Source organism: Saccharospirillum salsuginis (assembly GCF_014651855.1).
Classification (GTDB): Bacteria; Pseudomonadota; Gammaproteobacteria; order Pseudomonadales; family Natronospirillaceae; genus Saccharospirillum; species Saccharospirillum salsuginis.
Genome location: NZ_BMXR01000010.1, coordinates 86019 through 109529, shown reverse-complemented (window position 1 = coordinate 109529; position 23511 = coordinate 86019). Strand labels below are relative to the sequence as shown.

At 55.8% G+C, this 23511-nt stretch carries 16 protein-coding genes; 6 read left to right on the top strand and 10 right to left on the bottom strand.

All coding sequences use genetic code 11. The features are described from left to right. The first annotated feature begins 2 nt into the window (after positions 1-2). Positions 3-236, top strand: a complete 234-nt coding sequence (locus tag IE111_RS18605; RefSeq protein WP_189611597.1) for a hypothetical protein — start codon at positions 3-5, stop codon at positions 234-236. Positions 237-320: 84 nt separating this feature from the next. On the opposite strand, the gene IE111_RS18600 is transcribed toward IE111_RS18605, so the two are convergent. Together IE111_RS18600 and IE111_RS18595 are read right to left on the bottom strand one after the other, a co-directional pair. Next, positions 321-875, bottom strand: a complete 555-nt coding sequence (locus IE111_RS18600) for a hypothetical protein (protein WP_189611595.1) — start codon at positions 873-875, stop codon at positions 321-323. Between the two features lie 271 nt (positions 876-1146). Further along, positions 1147-1887: a substrate-binding periplasmic protein gene (locus IE111_RS18595; protein ID WP_189611592.1), complete on the bottom strand. Its 741-nt coding sequence runs from the start codon at positions 1885-1887 to the stop codon at positions 1147-1149. Positions 1888-2639: 752 nt separating this feature from the next. On the opposite strand from IE111_RS18595, the gene IE111_RS18590 reads away from it, so the two are divergent. Next, positions 2640-5402 carry a hypothetical protein gene (locus IE111_RS18590; RefSeq protein WP_189611589.1) on the top strand — a complete coding sequence of 921 codons (2763 nt, stop codon included), beginning with the start codon at positions 2640-2642 and terminating at the stop codon, positions 5400-5402. Between the two features lie 76 nt (positions 5403-5478). On the opposite strand, the gene IE111_RS18585 is transcribed toward IE111_RS18590, so the two are convergent. After that, positions 5479-6261 carry a formylglycine-generating enzyme family protein gene (locus IE111_RS18585; RefSeq protein WP_189611586.1) on the bottom strand — a complete coding sequence of 261 codons (783 nt, stop codon included), beginning with the start codon at positions 6259-6261 and terminating at the stop codon, positions 5479-5481. Positions 6262-6521: 260 nt separating this feature from the next. Between IE111_RS18585 and IE111_RS18580 the strand changes: the two genes are divergently transcribed. Next, positions 6522-6773 carry a hypothetical protein gene (locus tag IE111_RS18580; protein WP_189611584.1) on the top strand — a complete coding sequence of 84 codons (252 nt, stop codon included), beginning with the start codon at positions 6522-6524 and terminating at the stop codon, positions 6771-6773. A gap of 585 nt (positions 6774-7358) precedes the next feature. On the opposite strand, the gene qatD is transcribed toward IE111_RS18580, so the two are convergent. From qatD to qatA, 4 genes are all read right to left on the bottom strand, one after another. Continuing rightward, complete coding sequence (qatD, locus tag IE111_RS18575; protein WP_229805439.1) at positions 7359-8108, bottom strand: Qat anti-phage system TatD family nuclease QatD; 750 nt, start codon at positions 8106-8108, stop codon at positions 7359-7361. 2 nt (positions 8109-8110) lie between these two features. Further along, positions 8111-9481, bottom strand: coding sequence for a Qat anti-phage system QueC-like protein QatC (gene qatC / locus IE111_RS18570; protein WP_189611582.1), 1371 nt, complete (start codon positions 9479-9481; stop codon positions 8111-8113). Next, positions 9478-10119, bottom strand: coding sequence for a Qat anti-phage system associated protein QatB (gene qatB, locus IE111_RS24750; protein ID WP_308427559.1), 642 nt, complete (start codon positions 10117-10119; stop codon positions 9478-9480). The genes qatC and qatB overlap by 4 nt, the downstream gene beginning before the upstream one ends. A 239-nt stretch (positions 10120-10358) precedes the next feature. After that, positions 10359-12239: a Qat anti-phage system ATPase QatA gene (qatA, locus tag IE111_RS18560; protein ID WP_189611578.1), complete on the bottom strand. Its 1881-nt coding sequence runs from the start codon at positions 12237-12239 to the stop codon at positions 10359-10361. Between the two features lie 867 nt (positions 12240-13106). Here qatA and IE111_RS18555 point away from each other — a divergent pair. Beyond that, a complete protein-coding gene (locus tag IE111_RS18555; RefSeq protein ID WP_189611576.1) occupies positions 13107-13880 on the top strand; it encodes a hypothetical protein in 774 nt (257 codons plus the stop codon). Between the two features lie 80 nt (positions 13881-13960). Here IE111_RS18555 and moeA read toward each other — a convergent pair whose 3' ends face one another. The 3 genes from moeA to IE111_RS18540 form a co-directional block, all read right to left on the bottom strand. Then, the gene (moeA, locus tag IE111_RS18550) at positions 13961-15193 is read right to left on the bottom strand and encodes a molybdopterin molybdotransferase MoeA (protein WP_189611574.1); all 1233 of its coding nucleotides are present in this window, start codon (positions 15191-15193) and stop codon (positions 13961-13963) included. A gap of 453 nt (positions 15194-15646) precedes the next feature. Then, positions 15647-16306: a response regulator gene (locus IE111_RS18545; RefSeq protein WP_189611572.1), complete on the bottom strand. Its 660-nt coding sequence runs from the start codon at positions 16304-16306 to the stop codon at positions 15647-15649. Beyond that, positions 16303-18003: a type IV pili methyl-accepting chemotaxis transducer N-terminal domain-containing protein gene (locus tag IE111_RS18540; RefSeq protein ID WP_189611569.1), complete on the bottom strand. Its 1701-nt coding sequence runs from the start codon at positions 18001-18003 to the stop codon at positions 16303-16305. The genes IE111_RS18545 and IE111_RS18540 overlap by 4 nt, the downstream gene beginning before the upstream one ends. A gap of 240 nt (positions 18004-18243) precedes the next feature. On the opposite strand from IE111_RS18540, the gene IE111_RS18535 reads away from it, so the two are divergent. Together IE111_RS18535 and narH are read left to right on the top strand one after the other, a co-directional pair. Beyond that, positions 18244-21966, top strand: coding sequence for a nitrate reductase subunit alpha (locus IE111_RS18535; protein ID WP_189611566.1), 3723 nt, complete (start codon positions 18244-18246; stop codon positions 21964-21966). A gap of 9 nt (positions 21967-21975) precedes the next feature. Continuing rightward, positions 21976-23511, top strand: coding sequence for a nitrate reductase subunit beta (gene narH, locus IE111_RS18530; RefSeq protein WP_189611564.1), 1536 nt, complete (start codon positions 21976-21978; stop codon positions 23509-23511).

The window sequence follows — 23511 nt, the reverse complement described above, 5'->3', positions numbered from 1 at the left end:
ATATGATGGCGTTCACGCCGGCCCATCAACGGGCCTGGCCCGAGACCTCGACCGTCAGCGCCGCGGTGGACTATCAGGACCAGGCCATCCGGCTTGAATTCGGCTATGAGAACCACCCGATCGAACTGATTCAGGCGTCGCCTATGGCCGGGGTCGCCATGGTGGGGATTCTGTCGGCCATCGCCATTCCGGCCTATCAGGACTACGTTGAACGCGCAGAAGCGTTGTCCGATTAATCGTTGCAGCCCGGGCCGACGAAGTGTCGGCCTGGGTGATACGGGTAGACTTCAAAACCCCTAGGAGCATTGTTGCTAGGTTTGTTAGCCGCGAAGAATTCTCGATAGCTGATGGAGCAGCTTCTTCCAGCTTGGAGTACTCCAATAATACTTCCAACTTTTTGGATTGAACTCGGAAATGTATTTTTCAGCGATTTCTGGAAACATGGTTTTGGCTTTCTTTAGGAAGCGATTCTGTTCTGCAACACACAACCGTTCTATTCTTTCCCAGTTTTCCTCAGAGTACTTTATTCCCTTTCGGTAAATATACCCATGTGTAGCTTCATGAATAACCAGGGACGCATAGTAAATAACGTCATCATTACTAGTTTCGTCTGTAATGTCGTATCCGACAGAGCACATACGAAGCGAGCTAGAATACTTTCCAGAGTATCGTGCGAGCGCTTGCTGATTGACTATCCAGTCCAGCTCTTGAGTGATTCTCTGATACCTTTTTAAATCTACTTCTTCTACAAATGTCAGTACTCGAGTTATAAAGTGGAAGAATTCTCTGTTGTCGGATTTGAAACAGGCTATATTGATCGAATCGTAACTGCCAATTTGAACAGTCTTCAGCAAACTCTCTAGTAACCATTTCACTCGAATGATGCCCCATTCTTGCTAAACCCGAAGTTATGCGGAGCCCTGTAAAGGGCGTCTGGTAAAGGATGACAGTCGAAACAAACTTAAGCGCATTGTAAAGGGTTTATGGTGGAGTTTGAATTATCGCGGTTCAACCTGGACACCAGTAATCCCCCGAAAATTAAGGTGGGTGCCCATAGTGTCCTTTGTTGATGCTGACGTAGTCGCCGTTTCCGCCTTGCAAAACTGATTGAGTACCTGGCAAATCGAACTTTGGCCGTCAGCTGCCCTACATGTCCGGCTGAATCGAGACTTGCCGGTCCGGCGGCGGCAGTTTGGGTAGCATGGACTCTACGTCAACCGTGTGGGTAGCGAAAAAAGCTTCCGCCGCTTCGATGAGAGCCGGCTCGGTTTTGAGGATACCAAGATAGACCGGCCATTCGGCGTCAATCAGTTCCGTTCTGTATTGGTCTGGATCAACTTCCACCAACTGTGCCAGAAACCGGAACTCCGTTTCATTCATGACGGTGTAATCACACCGATTGTGCAGAAACATGCCCAGCATCTGCTGGGCATTGTTCGCGTCATGGCGGACCAGGTCGCTACCGATCAGCCGTTCGAGTCGATCACTGTAGACAAACCACTTGCGCAGACAAATGCTGCCTTGAAGGTCGTCAAAGGATTCCGGTTGTGAACCAGGTTGCGCGAACACACGGTCACGCCAGGTTAGCACCGGTCCGACGGCGTGCATCCGATCCGGCAACGGCATCCATAGAGGGCTGGCGAAAACGGCGTTCGCTCGACCTTCCTCCAGAGCCCAGGGCTGCCGATTGCGCGACATCGGGCGGAAATCGGCGGCGATACCGGTCTCTTGTGTGAACTCATTGATCAGCTCGACCAGGATGCCCTTGTTTAGGTTTTTTCCGTAATAAAACGGCAGAAAGCCCTGTTCCGACCCCATGATCTGGAGCGATTGGGACGAAGCTGGAAGGAGCCAGAATGCTGCGATGATCAGCAGTACTATTCTCATTGGGCCCTCCTATCAGTGAACGATCGGGGAAGGCTGTCTCTTGTCTGACGCCGCCTTGGCCAGTAAATGAGAGCCTGTAAACACCGTCTCACCAGACAACTATTCTGGGGATCAGTGTCTTCCCAGGGGCATATCCCGGTGAATATCGTCGATGTGCGTCGTCCATCGACTCAGGTTTAGAGCACATTGTGACAGAGTTCAAGAATTACTTGGGGGAGGTAAAACGTGTCCGCCTCACAAAACAGAAGAAAATGATCAAGTAGAGCAACCCATTCAAAACGATCATACATCTAGAAAAGCCGCACAAAACCCACCAAACAGTGTTTGCCACAGCAAGAACCAGATTACGGACTATCAGGACTATGTGGAACGCGCGGAAGCGTTGACCAATTGATCGTTGCATTCGGGTCGAGGAGCATTCGGCCCGGGTGACGATAGTGAGCGTTGGGTGGCCCAAGCGGGGCTTCGAATGATTGATTGAGTTGGGCGCAGAAACTCGATTTGTCATGCAGAAAATTACAAAGTGAAATTAAAATTGTCCTTTAGAATAGACGACTAGCCATTCGATATGTTTTTTTGTGATTAAGTCCACGAAAATACCGTTTCATAGCGGTACCTTGACCGTTTCTTTTTCCCTAAACTTCGTACCTCCCTTTGTTGTCGAGTTGATTCGCACGCCGGACCGTTAAACGGCGTGATTTGTTCAACTTCGGTAAGGAAAACCGCGACAGTTACAACTAAAAGGATGCAAGATGAGTGTGTTAGACGAGGAGACGGAATCCTCAATGCCCGCAGGCTACCAGTCCATTCACTGGTTTAGTTTGCCTCAACCCGTGGCTTCCCGATTACGACTGATCATTCAGAACACCGGCGAATCCGGTTGGCTGCAACGCACCCGGGTGGAAGGGCTAATTTGGCGAGTCGAACCGGTGCCGTTCGACCAGATTTTGATTCTCTGGGATGGTCGCCAGGCCAGGCACATTGAACGCAGTGTCTGCTCCGCCTTCGATAGGGGGCAGCCCTATCTGTTCAATAAATTTCCGAATGAATCCAAATACGGCGGTTCGTCGGGTGCGGCGACTCAAGGCAGCCGCCGAGCGCATGAAGCCGAAATAGGAGATGGTAGGCGCAGCCGCTGGGGCGGCGGTCGCGTTGACGGGCCAACGCATTTTAACGTAACGGTCCACATTTACGACCCACTGGATCAGACACACCCGACACCACCGACGTTGCGGCTAGGTGAACGCCCAACCCATCCGAGCCGTGAGCGGTATTCATTGGGGGAAGACGAATCCATCTTCGATGTGGCCCGGCGCCTTTATGGTTTGCCAATCATCGACCCCTTGCTGAACCTCAACGAGCGTCACAGCTACGACCGTTTGCCGGCTCCGGGCAGCCAGATTCAAGTACCCGGTTATCGTCTACCCATTTCGGGATCGGCCAACCCCCAGACCAAGAGCGTAACGCTCGCCTGGGACGGGCCAACGGAAGGCCAACAACGCCAGAGCTTTCAACCGGGCCCGACTGCCACAACAGGCGAAACTCGCTTTTGGAATTTTCGCATTCCGGTCAAGGCCGGTGACTACAGCCTCACCGCGCGCAACGGGACGGTCGAACATAGCCGCTCGATTCGCATCGAACCACCAGCGAACCCACGACCTCACTCATTGAATGTTTGCTTTCGCTCGGAAACCGGAGAACTGCTCTTGGTGACCGATTATCTGGACCACCAAATCGACACCGACAGTCAGTTGATTAATGATGCTCTCCAAGCCTACAACGACGCCGTGAACGCGGAAGACCAGGACGCCATTCCCGAAAAGAAAGCCGCCGTCATGAAAGCCCTGGCCCCGGCCGGACGCAGCGAAACCGGTATCGCTGGCCTAACCGAGCTGGTCGGCTACAAAGGCCGCAAGGCCACCTACGTGCGTAGTGACAAAATCGCCAACCACATTCGCCGCTACGGCCTTGCCGTTACCGTACGCGACGAGCGCCGCTTCACTGATGCAAGCGGCTCGTTCGATGCCGCCAAGGCGCAACGCACCCTGAAAGAGGACTACCAGGGCGGTCTGGAAAAAGTCGACTTCAAACTCAACCTCGCCCAGTTCGATGCCGCCATGACCGACTGGGCCCAAAGCTGGAACGAGACCACCGGCCAACAACAGGACTGGCTGGCGGATTCCGACCACTTCAGCGCCACCACCGAAGCCGCCGTCATGCGGCTGATGGCAGGTGCTTCGTTGAGTGCCAGCATCAGCAAGACCGCGATTGGCCTCACAGCGAACGCCTCCGCCTCGGCGGCGCTGGCCGAGGGTAAGGTCACCGTTGAAAGCCACTTTCCCGACAAAGATGGTTTCGCGCTTGAACTGGAATTGGAGAACAAGCATTCCTCCGACACCACTATGCTGGATTTCGGTGCCGTACGCGCCAGCATAATCATCGAACTGATCGGCTTTGCGGGAGCAAAGGCGTTGGTCTGCGCCAATGTCGAACTGAGCATGGACGGCTCGAAGGCCGTTTTGAAAGGGCTGACCGACAGTGAAGCCGAAGAAAAAACCGAAACCGATGAAGACTTCGAGCCTCATCCTCCCCTTCAGGGCGCCGACGTAGGTGCGTCGGCGTTCGCGGGGATTTCTGGCGGCTGTGGCGTAAAAGGCGCACTGGAATGGGATAACCCCGAGAAGCGAACCGGCGATGAGCCGGCGTTTTCGGCGTTTGCTGAGATCGGTGGGGAGTTCAACGCTCAGGCAGGGGCTGGCGCAGAAGCGAAACTCTATGTGGACTTTTATAACGGAAAGTTCATGTTCCGTAGTCGTGTTGGTGCGTGTTTTGGTGTAGGCGCTGCTGGTGCTCTCGTCGCCACTGTAAACGTGAATACCATCAGTGATTTCATTCAGTGCATCTACCATCAACTAATGAAATTCGATTTCCGGAAGCTGGCCTTTATAAATGAGGAGGCGTTTAGAGTGTTCCACCAATTGATTTCGGGAGCACTGCAACTAGGTGTTCAGGTATTTGAATGCCTACAAGATACAAGTTATCTGGTGGATAAGTGGTGGGGCAGTCTTGAGTTAACTACAGAACATGACGAGCAAGCACAACAATTGGCCAAGAATATCCTGGACGACGAGCAAGGGTTGGTGCAGTTTGCTCCTCCCGAAAGCAAAGCATCGATACTGCGTAAATTGTGCTTGGTTGACGGATTAGTCGGAAACATAGGTTGGAACGGCTTTAATGAAATCCGGGAGGAAGCGGTGATTAAAGTTTTATCTACAGTCACTTGCGGACGGGAATTCAATGAGATTACAGAACGCATGGGACCAGACGGCCCGTGGCACCCCATTATAACGGGGTGGAATGCGGAGCGGGGACTGGATTTAATACGGAGCCTATTAGACGGGCGAGAAGATTTGCAGTTCATGCACTGGTATATGAACTTACCACTCTACGCAGCAAAGGAGACTGCTGCTACTGTAGCAGCCCAGGCGACCCAACAGGAAGTAAGACTGGTGTAAGTTCTGGTGTGTGTTAAAGCTCTTCTGCATGCGACTACGTATCGCATGCAAGTTTTTATCATGATCGCTGATCGTGCTATTTTACTGGTTTTTGAGAGTTTATTGCGCACCTGAATCCTGTGCTTTTAAAGTCCGAATCTATTTGTTCCATATGATGTCGTATAAACACATTGCTGGCGAATGGTGATTCCAGATATACGCCTCCTCGGAGTACCTTTTCGGTACCCGTTTCAGGTCCTCCAGGGTTTATTGGGTTGTTTCGCTGATAATAATCCGCCGCGTACCAATCATTCACCCATTCACCCAAATTTCCCGCCATGTCGTATAACCCCAGAAGGTTGGGTGGAAAGAGGCCGGTTTGCCTTGGGTAGGGAGTGAACTCTGAATAGTTCTCACCGCGACGAATGGTGCCATCATTCGTTGCGTAGAGTACTTTTTGCCCCCGACTCCGTGCAGCATATTCCCACTGCGCTTCGGTTGGGAGATCGAACGGTAGACCAGACTTCTCAGCTAACCACAAACAATAGTTCTTCGCACCACGCCAACTGACGCCAGCTGGAAACTCTGGCCCACGCCAATCTTTATCAACAGACTGCTTCTGCCAGTAGGTGCGTGGCAGGCCATTGGCATCGGTATACAGATCAAATTCCCCGTAACTGATCTCGTATGCCCCAATCGAGTAGCTGTCCAAGGTCACCTGGGTCGGGGGCTTATTATCCCGATCTGGCGTCATATATACGCCATCATTGTTCTTATAATCCCCCATCATGAAGGTTCCCCCTTCTACAAACACCATCTGCTCCTTCGAGCGATCGATCAAGGTATCGATCTCGGCCTGGGTGACGTCACGCTCAGGCATAGGTGGGGTGTCATCCTTGGGTTCGGATCGGCAGGCCGTGAGGGCCAGTGTGGACAGTGCGAGCGTCAGTGCGGTGCTCCGGTGATTCATTCCTTCGGTCCCTGTGTGGTTCATTGGCATTGTACCAAAGGAGCCGCACCGTCTCATGGTAGGATAACGCTCAAAAGGCGGTTCCGTTTCACAAATCCGTCAGTTCGTTGGGCCGGTAGCATTGCGTGGCTCGAAGCGTACGCCGCGCCTTCCACTGTTTGCAGGATACCATGACCGGAGCCGAGCTTCTGGACTGGACCGGTTGGCGGTTCAGTTATGGCGAGCGCGGGTCTATTGATGAATCCCTGCCGCCGATTATGGAAAGACTGAAATTGGAGCCGGACAAGTGGCGTTATACTGCCATTCATTTTGAGCGTTCTATTACAGGCTTCGTCGGAACGGTTCGGTCCATGGTTGAGTTTTGCCGAAGATTGGACTATCAACGAACACCCGGGCTTTCAACGGGAAAGCTTCTCAATTAGAAAAGCCTTCCCATCCAAATAAACCTCGCTGAAGTGTTTTCCAGGATGTACCTATGCATGAAATCCGGCTTTAACCGGCATTTTTCGCTCGTTCTCTGACAGTTTTCCTATTACTGACCTCGGTTTTGTATGAACTTTGTTTTCAGTGACGGTTTATCGGAGGTTTCTTTTACAATGGCTGTCCTGTTTAATAGCACGTGAGGGGGCTATAACGGAGGTTGGCATGACCAGTCTGGCCGAACTGGGCAAGGTGCAGTAGGCGGCTGGGCGTAACCAGTTTGTAGTCTGTTTTCGGTCTTGCCTTCGAGTGGGTGCCCTGAAATATCAGTGCCTTAACCTGATCATCACCGGGGACGCCCAGTAATCAGTCGGGCTTTTAATCCATGGAAACCGTGAGTTATCCAGTTTATTTGTACGCAACCTGATCGTCATCCGTTGAAAGAGATAGTTTGTTTGAAGAAAGTACTGGTTTGTTTGATCAGCGTTAAGGTGGGTGTTAACAGTTTTCGAACTGTATTCCTTTGTTGTGGTCCACAGTATTCCGACAGTATATCAATGAATGCCCATCGCCAAATCAATCCCAGTCTAGTCGTTTTGCAGGAGTTTCTGAAGGTTCGATAGAATCTGCAATCGGACTCTCTCACTGGGCAACCCCACTGAGGATGCAATCAATTCGACGGTATAGCTCACATCGCCGGGTTCTATCGGTTTGTCCCCGCGAACAAGGAACGGTCCATCTGTTTCGGTCAGCACTCTATTGATCGGAATTTCGTGTAATACGCGCACGCCGGTAGGGGAGGCGAGCATTTTTTCGTTCAAAGAGAAGTAACAGCCACGATCTACAGCCCGGCGGACATCAGCCTTGCTGCCAGTAAACCAATGTAAGACAACGCCTCCTCGATCTGGAGGCAGATGTTCGTCGAGCATGTCCAAGACAGGCTTCGTTGCCCTAACGCTGTGCAGACTCAGAATTTTATGACCTTGCTTCGCACAAGCTTGAAGAATCTTGCTTAAGACCAACGATTGAAGATCAAAGGAGCGGTAGTGAGCAGGGCCACGATCAAGACCTATCTCTCCGACGTAACGTGTCTGTGTTAAAAGGCTCTCGAACAAATCGATCTCTGAATGTCGGTCGGCGACGAGCTGAGGATGTAGGCCAAGCCCAATCCTTACGAAGTCGCTGCTCTTGGAAAGCTCGACGTTCCTCTCGAAAGCCTTCGGAGTAGTCGTTACTGCTAAGGTCGCCACACGTTTTCGCTCACAGGTCGCAATCGCTTGCACTAGGTCGGGATATAGGTCTAGATGCGTATGGAAATCCACGTAGTCGTACCGCACAGTCAGCCTCCTGGCCTTGTCCGAACGCACTTTAAGAGGTCGTCGACTTCTAGGATGCCGCGTCGAAACACGTCCGCGTAGTCTGATATTGCTTCTGGTTCGTCGTGAAGCGGACCGGGTTTATGAACTAAGATTTTCGCAAGGCCCGAGTTCGCCTTGATCCTTTTTGCCATCATCTGGAACGACCGAACGTGCTTTCCCTCCGGTTGATCAGAGGCCAGGACACGTCCTTTAAGATTTTCAACCATGTATAGTGTCTCATCGTCTCCGTCGAGGCCAGCCTCTAGTGAAGCTCTGCGGATCAGGCACGGGACACAATAGCCGCAGTGTCGTGGGGAGAGTTTTTTGTAGCGTGCCTTCGCCGGTGACGAGCACGACATGGAATTCGGCACAATATATTCTAAGAAAGCCTTGTTCTCACAGTTCGCGACCATCTCGCCCTTCGTCTTGTGTCTATATGGGTTGCTCAGTCCGACATTGAGGGCGAGAGAATCGATAAGCTTCTGCATGCTGCTTATAAAATATGGATGTGCCGTCCGCGTGCTTAGCGCTCCGAAGCGTAAAGGATCAAGTGGTACGTTAAGTGCGATGAGACCGTTCTCCGGTATATCCACGATGGTCCACCCATCAATCGCCGACGCGGATAGCGTTGCAAGCGAGTAAAACAGAAAGGACCTTCCCCGTTGAGTATTTTCCGTCTCCCCGGTGTCTAGATGGTGCTTGTCGAAACCCAGCCGAACCCGTATGTTTTTGAAAGCCTCTTTACCGAATCGGCTTTTCAACTGGTCGAGGATGTAGGCTTGGGCCCTTGCAGTCTCACTGTCCCAATAATGACTGACGAAAAGTGGTCGATGCTCACCTCTACTCAGAAGATCGACTGCGCCGACGAGACTGTCCAAACCACCGGACAGCAGGCTTGCTTTCGTCAGTCCATCGATTGCCAAACACTGCGGAGCAATAGAGAGGGTTTTAGTCATTCTCGTCCGTTCACGGTAGTAAACACGCCAACGGTCGCCAGTTAGGAAGCGCAACATCGCTTCTGTTGATTTCGCGTTCGCAGACCAAGTCGAAGGGTCGGACACGGGGACGTAGAGGTCAATCTCCCTTGTCCAACCGTCCTGAGCGTTCAATCCTCGAGATATTCTTGTATCGCCGGCGTTGACAAGTGCGGCAAGGATGACAAGGTCGATACCCTTTTCGGAAGGTTGTAATCCAAGGGATGCGAGCTGGTCAAGTGCGTGGCCGATGCCAAAGCCAATGCGCCCATCGTCATCTAGAAAATCTATCTCGAATACATCAGCGTCTGGTTGTATGGTATCTATGCTACACGTGTCGTCGGAGCCTAGCCGACCAATCAGACTGAACCTTCTCATCCGTTATCTCCCAAGGCTTCAACTAAATCGAGCGTGGCGATATATAGATCGTCGACAAAACTATCTACAGCTGACACATCAAGGTCATTCAGATTGGTTCCGCGTGCGTCGAACTCGTCGCGCACACAGCCCTCGACAAAGTCATGAAGCATCGCCTGGGCGCGTTCGACCCCCGCAATACTCGAAGGTGCTGAAATAGCGTTGGTTCCGACCTCGTTCAGTATCTTGCCCTCGATCGACCGGCTAACCACTCCGACGAAGAACTCGCGTAGATCGTCTGCGGAGAGATTATCGAAGTTGCCGACGCCGGATGCTGCTAGGTCGGCAACTGTCTCAAGCATTGCGTCTCTTGCAATTGACTCGTCGATGCTTCCGCCCGCAGGGCACAGCATGTCTGTCAAAGCTACAAACACGTCCTCAGCTGGGGCACCTGTCATACTTTCAAGGTTAAACCGCCTTAGTGCTTCTGCCGGGCCCTGGTTGACGAAACTCCTTGCGAGACCAGCTACGCCTCCGGCCACAGCTCGGGAGTTGGGCATGCGACTCGACGTAGACCGACCGCCGCCGTTTGCACGTACATATCGACCGGCACCTCGACGAATTGCTCGTTCATCGGAAGATCGCGCCCCCCTCGTCATATTCCCACGAGCACCGCTGAGAGCTGAACTCGCCGGAATAGCAGGGATGGGGGGGTATATTAGTTCAGGTGTCGAACCTGGAGGATTGATCGGCATCTCCCCATCCTGATCCAATCCATCGCTGTCTTTAATGCTCTGTTCACTACTGTCGGGCTCGGCAGCGGGTGGTGACGCAGGTTCGTCGACCCAGCTCGGAACAAGCCCGTTTTTTGAGCCACCGAAAGTTCCCGAAGTTCCCATCAAGTTTGCTCCCGCTTGTTGGTGAGTTTCATCGCCGCAGTAGCTGCCGCCTTTAGCGGTTTGTTGTCATCCTGTTTAGCCCACCCTTTGAGAGTCGTCGAGAATTCCGACGCGACTTCAGGTTCACTAAATACCGACGCCCAACCAGTGACCACCCACGGGCCAAGTTTAGAGATGGGAAGATCTTGTACGAATGAAAGCAGCGGTTGCTGCAAGAAGGAATGCTGACGAGCTATCTCGGCTAAACCCTTAACACCCAAAGGCTCTTGGGTCAAGTCATCTGCGTCCCGGACCTTGGCGCGCAAGGCGTCGAAGACTTGTTCGGCTTCAATCGACTGAAGACGAGCGATTTCTGCAGCAGCCTGCCTCACCTGAAGGGGCGTGCCCTGGAGCTTCGCGACAAGTTCGTCTAGTTCGCCCAGGGATGTGACTGAGCCGAACACGCTTCGGCGATCCCTGGTTACGAAGACGTAAGGTCTAAGATCGTGCTCAGCAAGCGGCGGATCTATTGCGGCCCACTGCTTCGCCCATTCGAGGTTGGGCCAATCGGGAAGGGAGTCCTCAGCAGACGGTGCAGAGACCACAGTTTCGAGAGCGGCTAGCTCCTCAGACGCACCGGTACTCGCGGAGCCGCGTGCCATTGCGTCGTAGAGCTCCGGGGCAAAGCGCTCTGCGAGCATAACCTTCGCTAGTACCGAAATATTCAACTCATCGTCAAAGCCTCGCTCTTCAGCAATGGCCAAGCGGAGCATCATCGTATTGATGAAGCGTTTTATCTGCCTTGGGTTGCCTCGCGCGCCGTCTGCGAGAATCGGGGCGATTCGACCTGCTAACTCCATCGCCCGCTCGACTGCTACCGGTACACCGCCTAAGGCCTTGTCGACCGCCTTCCTATCGAGACCGGGACCCTTCCATGGACGGCGCAAAAGCTCGCGTGCCAGTTCAGTCAGGTTTTGGAACTCATCTGATTCCTCACCGCAAGCGTTTAGCACTAAGAGCAAAGTCACATAGATCCGTGTCTCTGCATAACCAAGCGATGGCAGACGAAACGGGACCTGGATCAGTTTCTCGAGATAGTTTCGGGCATAGGTAGCCGGACCAGTAGAGATGGGCAGGTCCGGGAAATGTTGCCTCACGGCGTACTCAATCATCCCCTCATCAGCTGCTATGACGAAGGATGCGCGAGGTACGAATAGGAACAGTCTGATAGCTTCCAATGTCTCGATTGCAGTGTTGGGGAGGCACCGATCGAGGTCATCGACGAGGACGATCAGGCGGTCGATTTCGGCATCCTCAAGGAGCTCCGCGAACTCCTCTCGGAAAGCATGCATCTGCTCAGGCGCATTGTCATCGGCGACTTCACGCAGGAACTCGTCAGAACTCTCTACAAGTCCGGCGAAGGTCTCTGGTGATACATCCTCAGCCCCCTTACCCATGAGGCTTCGTGCTGCTGTGCCAAGATCCTTGATCGTTTCCGGGTTTGGGATCCCTGTCGCTAACGTCAAGCCATAAGCTCCAGCCCTGCGTGCGACTTTCATCCAATCAACCCGCTTCAATACTTTTTTTGCCTGCTCAGTGACTTTCTGTGATCTAGGGCGCTTGCGGCGCAGTTCCTCAACGATCATTTCTATCAGAACCGCCTTCGCGTCCTCAAAGCCTTGGAATAGCCACCCGTTAAACCGTACGCAAAGAACGCGATCCTGGTCAGAAAACATATTTTCCACCATCATGAGGATGCTTGATTTACCAGCACCCCAGTCGCCATGTACGCCGACACTCAATGGCTCATCCGACTTCTCATTTACCAGTCGGACCACAGTCCTGGCGATCGCCTCATAGTAGAGGAGATCGACTGCTGTTTCATTATCCGCAACGATCATCTGTCGAGCCTCACACGCAAACGTCTAATACGCTCTTGAAAAGCCCCGGTTCCGCCTTCAAGAATTCCGCAATCCAATTCTCTAATCTCTGAGCTTTCTAATCCTCCTGAAATATAGGTAAACGGTGGAAGAGCATTTTGTAGGTGTGAGCCTGTCTCTTCAATGATAATTTGGTCTGCGTCAGTTGTTAGCTAAGTTAGCATTGTATGAAGCTGCATCTTGTTTTCTCTTTCAACTGCGTAGCCTATGAACAAAGTTCCTTATATTTTTAGATGGATCTTTTAGATTTCTTGTTTACTCAATTTCCATTTCATACAAATAAGCTATTTTTCTTTGTCACCTGAGTCTCTTGTTCTGGAGCATTGGCTTCACTGTGATCACAGTTCGTTCTGCCAATTCCAAAACGCCTTTGAGGCTAACGTAATCTCCTGAATACCATCTCACTAGTCGAATACCCCAAATATCACTGTCCTCTCTGACGCATATCTTGGGAAGCATCCGGAATATGCGTCACAATTGGACTCATGTTTAAAGCATTTTGTGACAGAGTTCAAGAATTTATTTGAGAGCGAAGTCAAACGTGTCCGCCTCAGAAAAGCATTAGAAAAACATCAAGTAGGCAAACAATCAAAACCGATCACAAAACCAGAAAAGCCGCACAACACCCGCTAGAAATCTGTTGATTTTTACAGTGTTAAATGCGTGAATGACCGGGTGCTTTTTTAAGCGAAGCAGGGCACGTTAAGAAGTGATAAACCAAACACGAAAAGGTCGCACTATCGCACAGTGAACCATTAAAAAGCGCTACCAACGGGTGTTGCAGCACCCGATGGCAGCTAACCATCACAACCTTGTAAGGAGGTTACAATGGCTGATTCGCATCATACGCCAGAATCCCGCTCGTCCCAAAATAATTGTCTCACCATCCTGTCTCATCCCGTCCGTCGACGGGGCGATTTCTATTCCCTGAACGATCTGCACCAGGCCGCCGGTGGCGACCCGGGGCACCATCCTGAGCGGTTTTTGGAGACTTCGTTGGCGCGGGGTTGGGAGGATTGTTTGGTGGAGCGGGTTGGGGGGCGCGCACGGGGTGGGCTCCTACAGGAGGATGAGGTTGAAGAGGGTCGCGCACGGCGTGCGCTCCTACAGGGGGATGACGGTGCAGGGGGAGCGCGCGAAGGCTCTGTGTCGGTGTTCGCCCGGCGGGAGTTGGCTCAGGGGTATGCGCTCTGGGTCGGGGAGGGCTTTGCTTTGGCGGTTTTGCGGACTTTGGGGGCTCAGGCCGATGATGGTTCGCTGGATTTGGCGCCCCACACCCGTTACGACTTGGGTTATGTCCGGGATTTGCGCTGGGATGAGGACCGGGCGGATGACGTTGCCTGGTGGGAGTATGACGGGCAGGGGGCCTTGACGGCTGAGGAGGCCGCCGTGCGGGGTCGGGAGTTCTTTGAGCAGACGCGGCGGTTGGCGCGTGTGAACCCTAAGGATGCTGAAATGGCGTTGAAGCGTTGTTTGATGCGGTGGTTTGAGGGGGGATTTCCCGGGCCTGGGTTTCATTATTGTGAGATGGTGTTTTGTGAGTTGGTTTGTTGGGTTGCTGTTGAGGGGATGGTTGGTGGTGAGGGGGTAAGGGGTGACTGAGGGGATGGAGTAGGCTTAAGGGCTTAGTAGTCACCCTCTCCCCCGGCCCCTCTCCCAGGGGGAGAGGGGAGAAAAGACCACTACGCCATCAGGTCGTCGAATAGCCAGAGGGTTACTTCTTCTCCGGCTTTTACGTTGCCCCGGTCCTGTTCCAGGGCGATGTAGCAGTTGGCGTCGGCCAGGGAGGTTAGGATGTGGGAGCCTTGGCCGCGTCCGCTGGGGGTTACTTCTATACCGTTTTCCGTTGTTGTCCATTGGCCGCGTTGGAAGTCCATGCGGCCGGGGGATTTGCGCAGGTCTGTGGTGGCTTTGGCGGTCAGTCGGGGCAGCGGTCTGGGGCCGGTGCCCTGGAACTGGCGGATGGCCTGGGCGCCGAGCAGGTGGAAAGTGACGGTGGCGGAAACCGGGTTGCCAGGTAAGCCGATGAACCAGCTGTTGGGCAGGCGGCCGAAGGCAAAGGGTTTGCCGGGTTTGATGGCCAGTTTCCAGAATTCAATTTCTCCGAGTTCGGCGAGAATTTCCTTGGTGTAGTCGGCCTCGCCAACGCTGACGCCGCCGCTGGTGACGACGAAGTCGCAATCGACATCGGCGCGAAGGAAGGCGTCGCGCACGGCTTCGCGGTCGTCCGGAATGGTGCCGAGGTCGAGGATGTCGACGTCCAGCCGGTCCAGCAAGGCCCGGATGACCGGGCGGTTGGAGTCGTAGAGGTCGCCGTATCGTAGTGCCTCGCCGGGTTGGCGCACTTCGTCGCCGGTGGAGAACAGGCCGACTTTCACGCGCCGGTACACGTTGATTTCGGCACAGCCGACGGAGGCGATCAGCGCGAGGTCGACCGGTTTCAGGCGGCGGTTGGCGGCAATCACTTCCTGGCCGGGTTCGATGTCTTCCCCGGCGCGGCGGATGTTGTTGCCGGGTTTGGGGGTCTCCAGAAAGCGGATGCCGGCGTCCAGAACCTCGGTGTTTTCCTGCATGACAACGGCGTCGCAGCCTTCCGGAACCGGGGCGCCGGTCATGATGCGGATGCAGTGGCCGGGCTCCACGGAGCCTTCGAAGGGTTGCCCGGCCATGGCTTTGCCTTGCAGCGGGAGGACCTGGTCGTTTTTAAGGTCGGCGAGGCGGATGGCGTAGCCGTCCATGGCGGAGTTGTCGAAGCCCGGAACCGGGGCCTGGGCCTGGATGGGGGTGGCGGTGACCCGGCCCAGGGCGTCGGTCAGGGGGACGGTTTCAACGTCTGTGCCGGGTGTTACGGCAGATAGGAGGCGGTTCAGGCCTTCTTCGAGAGGCATCAGGCCGGTTACGTCGCAGCATCCCATGGGGGTTCCTCTTGTGTTTTGTGGGAGGTGGTTGCCTTTGGGATTGACCCTCTCCCTAGCCCTCTCCCAAGGGGAGAGGGGATTGGTTTGTTTTTAGGCGGTCGTTTTGGTTTGTGCCGCCTTGGCTTTTTCGCGCAGGGGCCTGCGCTCCTACTGTAAAACTGCCCTCTCCCGGGGGAGAGGGGATTGGTTTGATTTTAGGCGGTTGTTTTGGTTTGTGCCGCCTTTGACTTTGTCGCGCAGGGGACTGCGCTCCTACAGTGAAACTGGCCTCTCCCAGTGGGAGAGGGGATTTGGTAATGGCTAGCGCCGGGTGCCGGGTTGACCTGTTCGAGGATGTCGGCCGCCCGGACGGCGGCCGTCAAGCCCCCATGGATGGGTTGAGTGGGCGGCACCCCGCGCGACCTCGAACAGGTCCACCCGGTAGCCGACGCGGGTTTGGGCACCGGCTTGTCAGTCTATGTCGTGTTCCAGGGCGAAGACGGCGGCTTCCACTCGGGATTTGAGGCCGAGTTTGGAGAGCAGCCGTTTGACGTGGACTTTGACGGTGCCTTCGGCGATTTCAAGTTCGGCGCCGATGCCTTTGTTGCTGAGCCCGCGTGCGATCAATCGTAGCACGTCTTTTTCGCGCTCGGTCAGTTCGCGGATGCGGGGGTGGACGTTTTCAGGCACCCAGGAATCCTGCGCGGACAGGAGGACGTCTTTGATGGTCTCGCTGACCACCTGTTCACCGCTGATGGCGCGGCGGATTTCGTGCAGCAGGTTGTCCGGTTCCAGGTCTTTCAGCAGGTAGCCGTCGGCGCCGGCGTGTACGGCCTTGAAGATGTCGGCGTGGTCGTCGGAGACGCTCAACACCACAATGCGCGAATCCACATCCGCCTTGCGCAGTTTTTCGATCACGCGCAGGCCGCTCTGGTCCGGCATGTTCACGTCCATCAATATCAGTTCCGGGGGCGGGTCCAGTTCGGGGATGCGTTTTATCGCTTCCGAGCCGCTGCCATAGGCGGCGGTCAGCTCCAGGTCGTCTTCCAGGTCGAGCAACTGGGCGATGCCGTGGCGGAGCAGGGGGTGGTCATCGACGATGACGATGCGTACGGGTGTATTGGCGCTCATAGTGCGTCCTCGGTAGCAGGTGTCTCGGTAACCGGTTTGATCGGAAAGCGCAGGCGCACATCGGCGCCGCCTTCCGGCCGGGATTCGAATGCGATGGTGCCGTGTAATCGCTTCGCGCGTTCGTTCAAAATGGTCAAACCGAAATGCGTCGGCCTGACGGCGATGTCCCCGAACCCTTTGCCGTCGTCGAGAATGTCGACCTGGCAATCATCGCCGTCTCGTTGCAAGCGCACTTCCGCATGCTTGGCTTCGGAATGTTTGACCACATTGGTGAGCGACTCGCGAATGATGTGCAGGCAATGCACCTCCTGGCTCGCCGTCAGTGTGGGCCAGTCTTCGGCCAATTCGCAACTCAGTTCGATCGGGGCCATCTTGCTGAATTCCTCGATGGTCGCGTCAACATTGTGCTCGAACTCGGGCAGGTTGGCGTTCAACCGGAAGGTCACCAGCAGTTCGCGCAGGTTGCGGTAGGCGGCGTTCAGCCCTTCCTCGATGTCGGCCACTTCGGAAACCAGTGTCTGCGCCGGTGTCTCGCGTTGTTGCAGTTTACGCCAGCGGGCGACCCGGAGTTTGAGGTAGCTCAATGCCTGGGCCAGTGAGTCGTGCAGTTCGCGTGCGAGCACCGAGCGTTCTTCCAGTAAGGCCAGGCGTCGCTCGTTCTCGGCCTGGTGTTGATGTTCCAGGGCGGCGTTCAACAGTTCGCAAATGGTCACCGCCAATTGCCGTTGCCAGTCTTCCAGCGGTTGCACCGAGGTGATCGACAACCAGGTGTCCGCGTTCTCCACCGCAACGTGAAAATGATGCTCGGAATTCGGGTCTTCGGGTTGGTCGATCCAGTCGACATCGCTGAGTTCGGCGACATGGGGCAGTTCCAGCACCAGGTCGCGCATCAGGGACGGCAAGGGCCGGTCCGTGTGGTTCAGTTCCCGGCTCAGGTTGAACAGGAACTGCAGAGTGTCGGTCCTGCGGCGTAAGGCGCGGGTTTGTTCGCGAACCCTACGTTCCAAGCCCTGGTTCGTGTCCACCAACTCGTCAGCCATGGTGTCGAGTGCTTTACCGAGCATGCCGAATTCGTCCCCTGACCTATAATCCGAGCGTTTTTGCAAATCGCCTTGGGTGACCGCCTCAACGGAAGAGGTTAGTCGCGTCAGCGGTCGTACAATGCGGCGTAAGATCAGGTACGTAAAACTGATGATCAAGAGGGCAGCGATGACAACCGCCAATGACTGGAACCACTGTAGTTGTTGTATATGACCTTCGGACCGGGCCTCCAATTCATCAACGAAGGCATGGATCTCCTCGACAAACTCATCCACAACAATCAGGTAGGCGAGGGGGGATTCCACCAACAGGCGACGCAATTGTTCCCAATGTTCGTTGATTCGCCCATAGTGCTGATTTAGCGGATGTCCTTCTGCATCCGGGAGTACCCGGATCAGAGCAGAGGAATTCAACCGGTACTCCATTTCCTCGACCAACTCGTTCAGTGGCTCGCCCGCAGCGGCCTGTTGCACCTGACTGGCGATGCGGTAGGCCTGCATGCGCAACGCACCGGATTCGTTGATGGCGGCGCTGGTACCATCCAGTGAGCGGCTGATAATGAGCGAATGCACCATCGAAGCCAGCACCAACAGAACCAGCATTGTGAAGTGTCCGATCAGTCGAACGGCGATAGGTCGGTCTTTGAGTGTCTTCATGCGGCCATTCTATGTGGGATTGAGTCTCATATACCAATGAACCGGAGCAATACTTGATTCGCCGCAAACTAGGTACCTCCAAGGGGGTAAGTCAGTTGGCCGCCTCAACTATAGACTCATTGACCATGAATCGCATAACACGACAACCGGGTGAAGGAACTCAACGAACCATATCCGTTCGTTGAAGAATGCTTCACCCGGTTTTTTTGTGATCGATTGATCGCCATCAGGAGCACGAGCATGAGTCACTTCCTGGACCGACTGAGGTTCTTCAAACAACACACTGAATCCTTCTCCGGAGACCACGGTGTCACCACCGAGGAAAACCGGAGCTGGGAGAAAGGGTACCGCCAACGTTGGCAGCACGACAAAATCGTGCGCTCGACGCACGGTGTGAACTGTACCGGGTCCTGCAGTTGGAAAATCTACGTGAAAGACGGTCTGGTCACCTGGGAAACCCAGCAGACCGACTACCCGCGTACCCGGCCGGACCTGCCCAACCATGAACCCCGGGGCTGCCCGCGCGGTGCCAGCTACTCCTGGTACATCTACAGCGCCAACCGCCTGAAATACCCGAAGATGCGCAAATCCCTGATGCGCATGTGGCGTGCGGCCAAGGCCGAGCATGCCGACCCGGTCGAAGCCTGGCGGTCCATCGTCGAAGACCCGATCAAGTCCAAACAGTATAAAGAACGTCGTGGCCTGGGCGGGTTCGTGCGTTCGTCCTGGAATGAAGTCAACGAGCTGATCGCCGCGTCCAATATCTACACCGCCAAGGTTTACGGCCCGGACCGGGTCACCGGTTTCTCGCCGATCCCGGCCATGTCTATGGTCTCCTACGCGGCCGGCGCCCGTTACCTGTCGCTGATCGGCGGTAACTGCCTGAGCTTCTACGATTGGTACTGTGACCTGCCGCCGGCCTCGCCACAAGTCTGGGGCGAGCAGACCGACGTGCCCGAATCCGCCGACTGGTACAATTCCGGCTACATCATCATGTGGGGCTCCAACGTACCGCAAACGCGGACGCCGGACGCCCACTTCCTGACCGAAGTGCGTTACAAGGGCACCAAGACCTGCGCCATCACGCCGGACTACGCCGAAGTCGCCAAATTCGGCGATACCTGGCTGGCCCCGCGCCAGGGCACCGATGCTGCCCTGGCCATGGCGTTCGGTCACGTCCTGCTGAAAGAATTCCACATCGACAAACCGAGTGAGTATTTCCAGGATTACGTGCGTCGTTATACCGACATGCCGATGCTGGTGATGCTCGACGAAAAGAACGGGCGCTACCAGCAAGGCCGCTTCCTGCGCGCGGCGGACCTGGTCGACAACCTGGGCCAGGAGAACAACCCGGACTGGAAAACCATCGGTGTTCACCAAGGCAACAACGAACTGGTCGCGCCGAACGGCTCCATCGGGTACCGCTGGGGCGAGCAGGGCAAATGGAACCTGGAAGCGCGCGAAGGTCAGGAAGGGCACGAGGTGAATCTGGCCCTGTCACTGAAAGAACGTCACGACGAGATCGTCGACGTGGCCTTCCCGTATTTCGGCGGTAAAGAGCACGAATACGGCTACTTCCAGCACACCGATCACGATGAGATTCAACTGCGCAAGATTCCGGCACGCACCGTTACGCTGGCCAACGGCGAGACCGCCCGAGTCGCCACTGTCTACGACCTGATGCTGGCCAACTACGGCGTCGACACCGGTCTCGGCGACGACCAGACCGCCAAGAGCTACGACGACGATGTGCCCTACACCCCGGCGTGGCAGGAAAAGATCACCGGTGTGAAACGCGCCGATGTCATCCGCGTCGCCCGCGAATTCGGCGACAACGCCAACAAGACACGCGGCCGTTCCATGGTCATTGTCGGTGCCGGTCTGAACCACTGGTACAACATGGACATGAACTACCGTGGCCTCATCAACATGCTGATGATGTGCGGCTGTGTCGGTCAGAGCGGTGGCGGCTGGGCCCACTACGTCGGTCAGGAAAAACTGCGCCCGCAACTGGGTTGGCTGCCGCTGGCGTTCGGTCTCGACTGGACGCGCCCGCCGCGTCAGATGAACGGGACCTCCTTCTTCTACAACCATTCCAACCAATGGCGTTACGAAAAACTCGACATGCGCGAAACGCTGTCGCCATTGGCCGATACCGATGATTGGACCGGTTCGATTCTCGACTACAACACCCGCGCCGAACGCATGGGCTGGTTGCCGTCCGCACCGCAGTTGAACACCAACCCGCTGCGCATCAAGGCCAAGGCCGATGAAGCGGGCATCAACGTGAAGGACTACGTCGTCAATGAGTTGAAAGCCGGCGATCTGGACTTCGCCTGTGTCGACCCGGATGACCCGAAGAACTTCCCGCGCAACATGTTCGTCTGGCGCTCCAACCTGCTGGGTTCCAGCGGTAAGGGCCACGAATACATGCTGCGTCACCTGCTCGGCACCAAGCACGGGTTGCTGGGCAAAGAGTTGGGCGATGCCGACGCCGGCCGTCCGGAAGACGTGACCTGGCGTGAAGCGCCGGAAGGCAAGGTCGACCTCTGGGTCACCATCGACTTCCGCATGTCCACCACGGCGTTGTATTCGGACATCGTGTTGCCGACGGCGACCTGGTACGAAAAAGACGACCTGAACACGTCCGACATGCACCCGTTTATCCACCCGCTGACCTCCGCGGTCGATCCGGTCTGGGAAGCGCGCAGCGACTGGGACATCTTCAAGGGCCTGGCGAAGAAGTACTCCGAATTGTGCCCGGGCCACCTGGGTGTCGAAACCGATGTGGTCACCGTGCCGATGCAGCACGACACGCCGGACGAACTGGCCCAACCGTACGATTTCAAAGCCTGGTGGAAAGGCGAGTGCGAACCGGTGCCGGGTAAAACCATGCCGAACATCGCCGTCGTCGAGCGGGATTACCCGAACACCTACGCGCGCTTCACCTCGCTCGGCCCGGCCCTGGAAGAACTCGGCAACGGCGGCAAGGGCATCAAGTGGGACACCAAAGAGGAAGTCGAATTCCTCGGCAAGCTGAACCTGACCCACACCGAAGAGGGCGCGAACAAGGGTCGGCCGAAGATCGAAACCGCCATCGACGCCTGCGAGGTCATCCTCAGCCTGGCGCCGGAAACCAACGGTCATGTCGCGGTGAAAGCCTGGGAAGCGTTGTCGAAGTCCACGGGCATCGACCACACCCACCTGGCCCGTCCGAAGGAAGAGGAAAAGATCCGCTTCCGCGATGTAGTGGCGCAGCCGCGCAAGATCATCTCGGCGCCGACCTGGTCGGGTCTTGAAGACGAGCATGTGTCCTACAACGCCGGTTACACCAACGTGCACGAACTGATCCCCTGGCGGACCATCACCGGCCGGCAGCAGTTCTACCAGGATCACACCTGGATGCGCGACTTCGGCGAGACGCTCTGTGTCTACAAGCCGCCGGTCAACCTGAAAACCATCGCGCCGGTGCTGAACCAGAAGGGCAACGGCAACAAAGAGCTGGTGCTGAACTGGATCACCCCGCACCAGAAGTGGGGCATTCACTCCACCTACTCGGACAACCTGCTGATGCTGACCCTGTCGCGTGGCGGGCCGATCGTCTGGCTGAGCGAAACCGACGCCAAGGCCGCCGGCATCGAAGACAACGACTGGATCGAGATCTTCAACGTCAACGGCGCCATTACGGCCCGGGCCGTGGTCTCCCAGCGCGTACCGACCGGCATGAGCATGATGTACCACGCCCAGGAGCGCATCGTGAACGTGCCGGGCAGCGAGACCACCAAGACCCGCGGCGGTATTCACAACTCGGTCACCCGGGCGGTGATGAAACCGACCCACATGATCGGTGGCTATGCCCAGCAGGCGTATGGCTTTAACTACTACGGCACCGTCGGCTGCAACCGCGACGAATTCGTCGTCGTGCGCAAGATGAACAAGGTCGACTGGCTGGATACGGAATAGGAGTCAATCATGAAAGTACGTGCTCAAATCGGCATGGTGTTGAATCTCGACAAGTGCATTGGCTGCCACACCTGTTCAGTCACCTGCAAGAATGTCTGGACCTCGCGCGAAGGCGTCGAGTATGCCTGGTTCAACAACGTCGAAACCAAACCCGGGGTCGGGTTCCCGAAAGAATGGGAAAACCAGGACAAGTGGAACGGCGGCTGGAAGCGCCACAAGAACGGCAAGATCACACCGCGTATCGGCGGCAAGCTGCGGGTGCTGGCGAACATCTTCGCCAACCCGGACCTGCCGCAGATCGACGACTATTACGAGCCGTTCGATTTCGACTACCAGCACCTGCACACCGCCGGTGACTCGAAGCACCAACCGGTGGCGCGCCCGCGCTCGCTGATCTCCGGCCAGCGCATGGAGAAGATCGAGTGGGGGCCGAACTGGGAGGAAATCCTCGGCACCGAATTCGAAAAGCGGCGCAAGGACAAGAACTTCGACGAGGTGGTCCAGCAGGACATCTACGGTCAGTTCGAAAACACCTTCATGATGTACCTGCCGCGCCTGTGCGAACACTGCCTGAATCCGGCCTGTGTCGCCTCCTGCCCGTCAGGCGCCATCTACAAGCGTGAAGAGGACGGCATCGTCCTGATCGACCAGGACAAATGCCGCGGTTGGCGCATGTGCGTCTCCGCCTGCCCGTACAAGAAGATCTACTTCAACTGGAAGAGCGGCAAGTCCGAGAAGTGCACGTTCTGCTACCCGCGCATCGAGGTTGGTCAGCCGACTGTGTGTTCGGAAACCTGTGTCGGCCGGATTCGCTACCTGGGTGTGCTGTTGTACGACGCGGACAAGATCGAAGCGGCGGCCAGTGTCGAGAACGAGCGTGACCTGTATCAGGCGCAGCTCGACATCTTCCTGGACCCGACCGACCCGAAAGTGATCGAGGCCGCGCAAAAAGAAGGCATTCCCGATGCCTGGATCGAGTCCGCGCAACTGTCGCCGGTCTACAAGATGGCGATGGAATGGAAAGTGGCCCTGCCGCTGCACCCCGAATACCGCACCCTGCCGATGGTCTGGTACGTGCCGCCGCTGTCGCCGATCCAGTCCGCCGTCGAGGCCGGTCACATCGGCATGAACGGCGTCATTCCGGACCTGAAATCGCAGCGGATTCCGATGCGGTACCTGGCCAACCTGCTCACCGCCGGTGACGAGGAGCCCGTGGTCGCGGCGCTGGAGAAAATGATCGCCATGCGCGCCTTCAAACGCTCCCAGCAGGTCGATCAGGTCGAGGATCTGGAGGTGCTGAAGCAGGTGGGGCTGACCGTTAATCAGGTGGAAACCATGTATCAGGTGATGGCCATCGCCAACTACGAAGACCGCTTCGTGATTCCGACCAGCCATCGCGCCTATGCCGAGAACGCTTACGACATGAAGAGTGGGTGCGGCTTCAGCTTCGGCAACGGCTGCAGCGACGGTGACACCGGCGTTAGCCTGTTTGGCGGCAATACCCAGGTCGATCGCAAGATCATTCCAGTCAAGTTGGAGGATTGA

Bases quoted from the DNA above. Each gene is read 5' to 3' on its own strand.
- IE111_RS18605 (WP_189611597.1), top strand. From the start codon at position 3: ATGATGGCGTTCACGCCGGCCCATCAACGGGCCTGGCCCGAGACCTCG.
- IE111_RS18595 (WP_189611592.1), bottom strand. From the start codon at position 1,887: ATGAGAATAGTACTGCTGATCATCGCAGCATTCTGGCTCCTTCCAGCT.
- IE111_RS18590 (WP_189611589.1), top strand. From the start codon at position 2,640: ATGAGTGTGTTAGACGAGGAGACGGAATCCTCAATGCCCGCAGGCTAC.
- IE111_RS18585 (WP_189611586.1), bottom strand. From the start codon at position 6,261: ATGCCTGAGCGTGACGTCACCCAGGCCGAGATCGATACCTTGATCGAT.
- IE111_RS18580 (WP_189611584.1), top strand. From the start codon at position 6,522: ATGACCGGAGCCGAGCTTCTGGACTGGACCGGTTGGCGGTTCAGTTAT.
- qatC (WP_189611582.1), bottom strand. From the start codon at position 9,481: ATGAGAAGGTTCAGTCTGATTGGTCGGCTAGGCTCCGACGACACGTGT.
- qatB (WP_308427559.1), bottom strand. From the start codon at position 10,119: ATGACGAGGGGGGCGCGATCTTCCGATGAACGAGCAATTCGTCGAGGT.
- qatA (WP_189611578.1), bottom strand. From the start codon at position 12,239: ATGATCGTTGCGGATAATGAAACAGCAGTCGATCTCCTCTACTATGAG.
- IE111_RS18555 (WP_189611576.1), top strand. From the start codon at position 13,107: ATGGCTGATTCGCATCATACGCCAGAATCCCGCTCGTCCCAAAATAAT.
- moeA (WP_189611574.1), bottom strand. From the start codon at position 15,193: ATGGGATGCTGCGACGTAACCGGCCTGATGCCTCTCGAAGAAGGCCTG.
- IE111_RS18545 (WP_189611572.1), bottom strand. From the start codon at position 16,306: ATGAGCGCCAATACACCCGTACGCATCGTCATCGTCGATGACCACCCC.
- IE111_RS18540 (WP_189611569.1), bottom strand. From the start codon at position 18,003: ATGAAGACACTCAAAGACCGACCTATCGCCGTTCGACTGATCGGACAC.
- IE111_RS18535 (WP_189611566.1), top strand. From the start codon at position 18,244: ATGAGTCACTTCCTGGACCGACTGAGGTTCTTCAAACAACACACTGAA.
- narH (WP_189611564.1), top strand. From the start codon at position 21,976: ATGAAAGTACGTGCTCAAATCGGCATGGTGTTGAATCTCGACAAGTGC.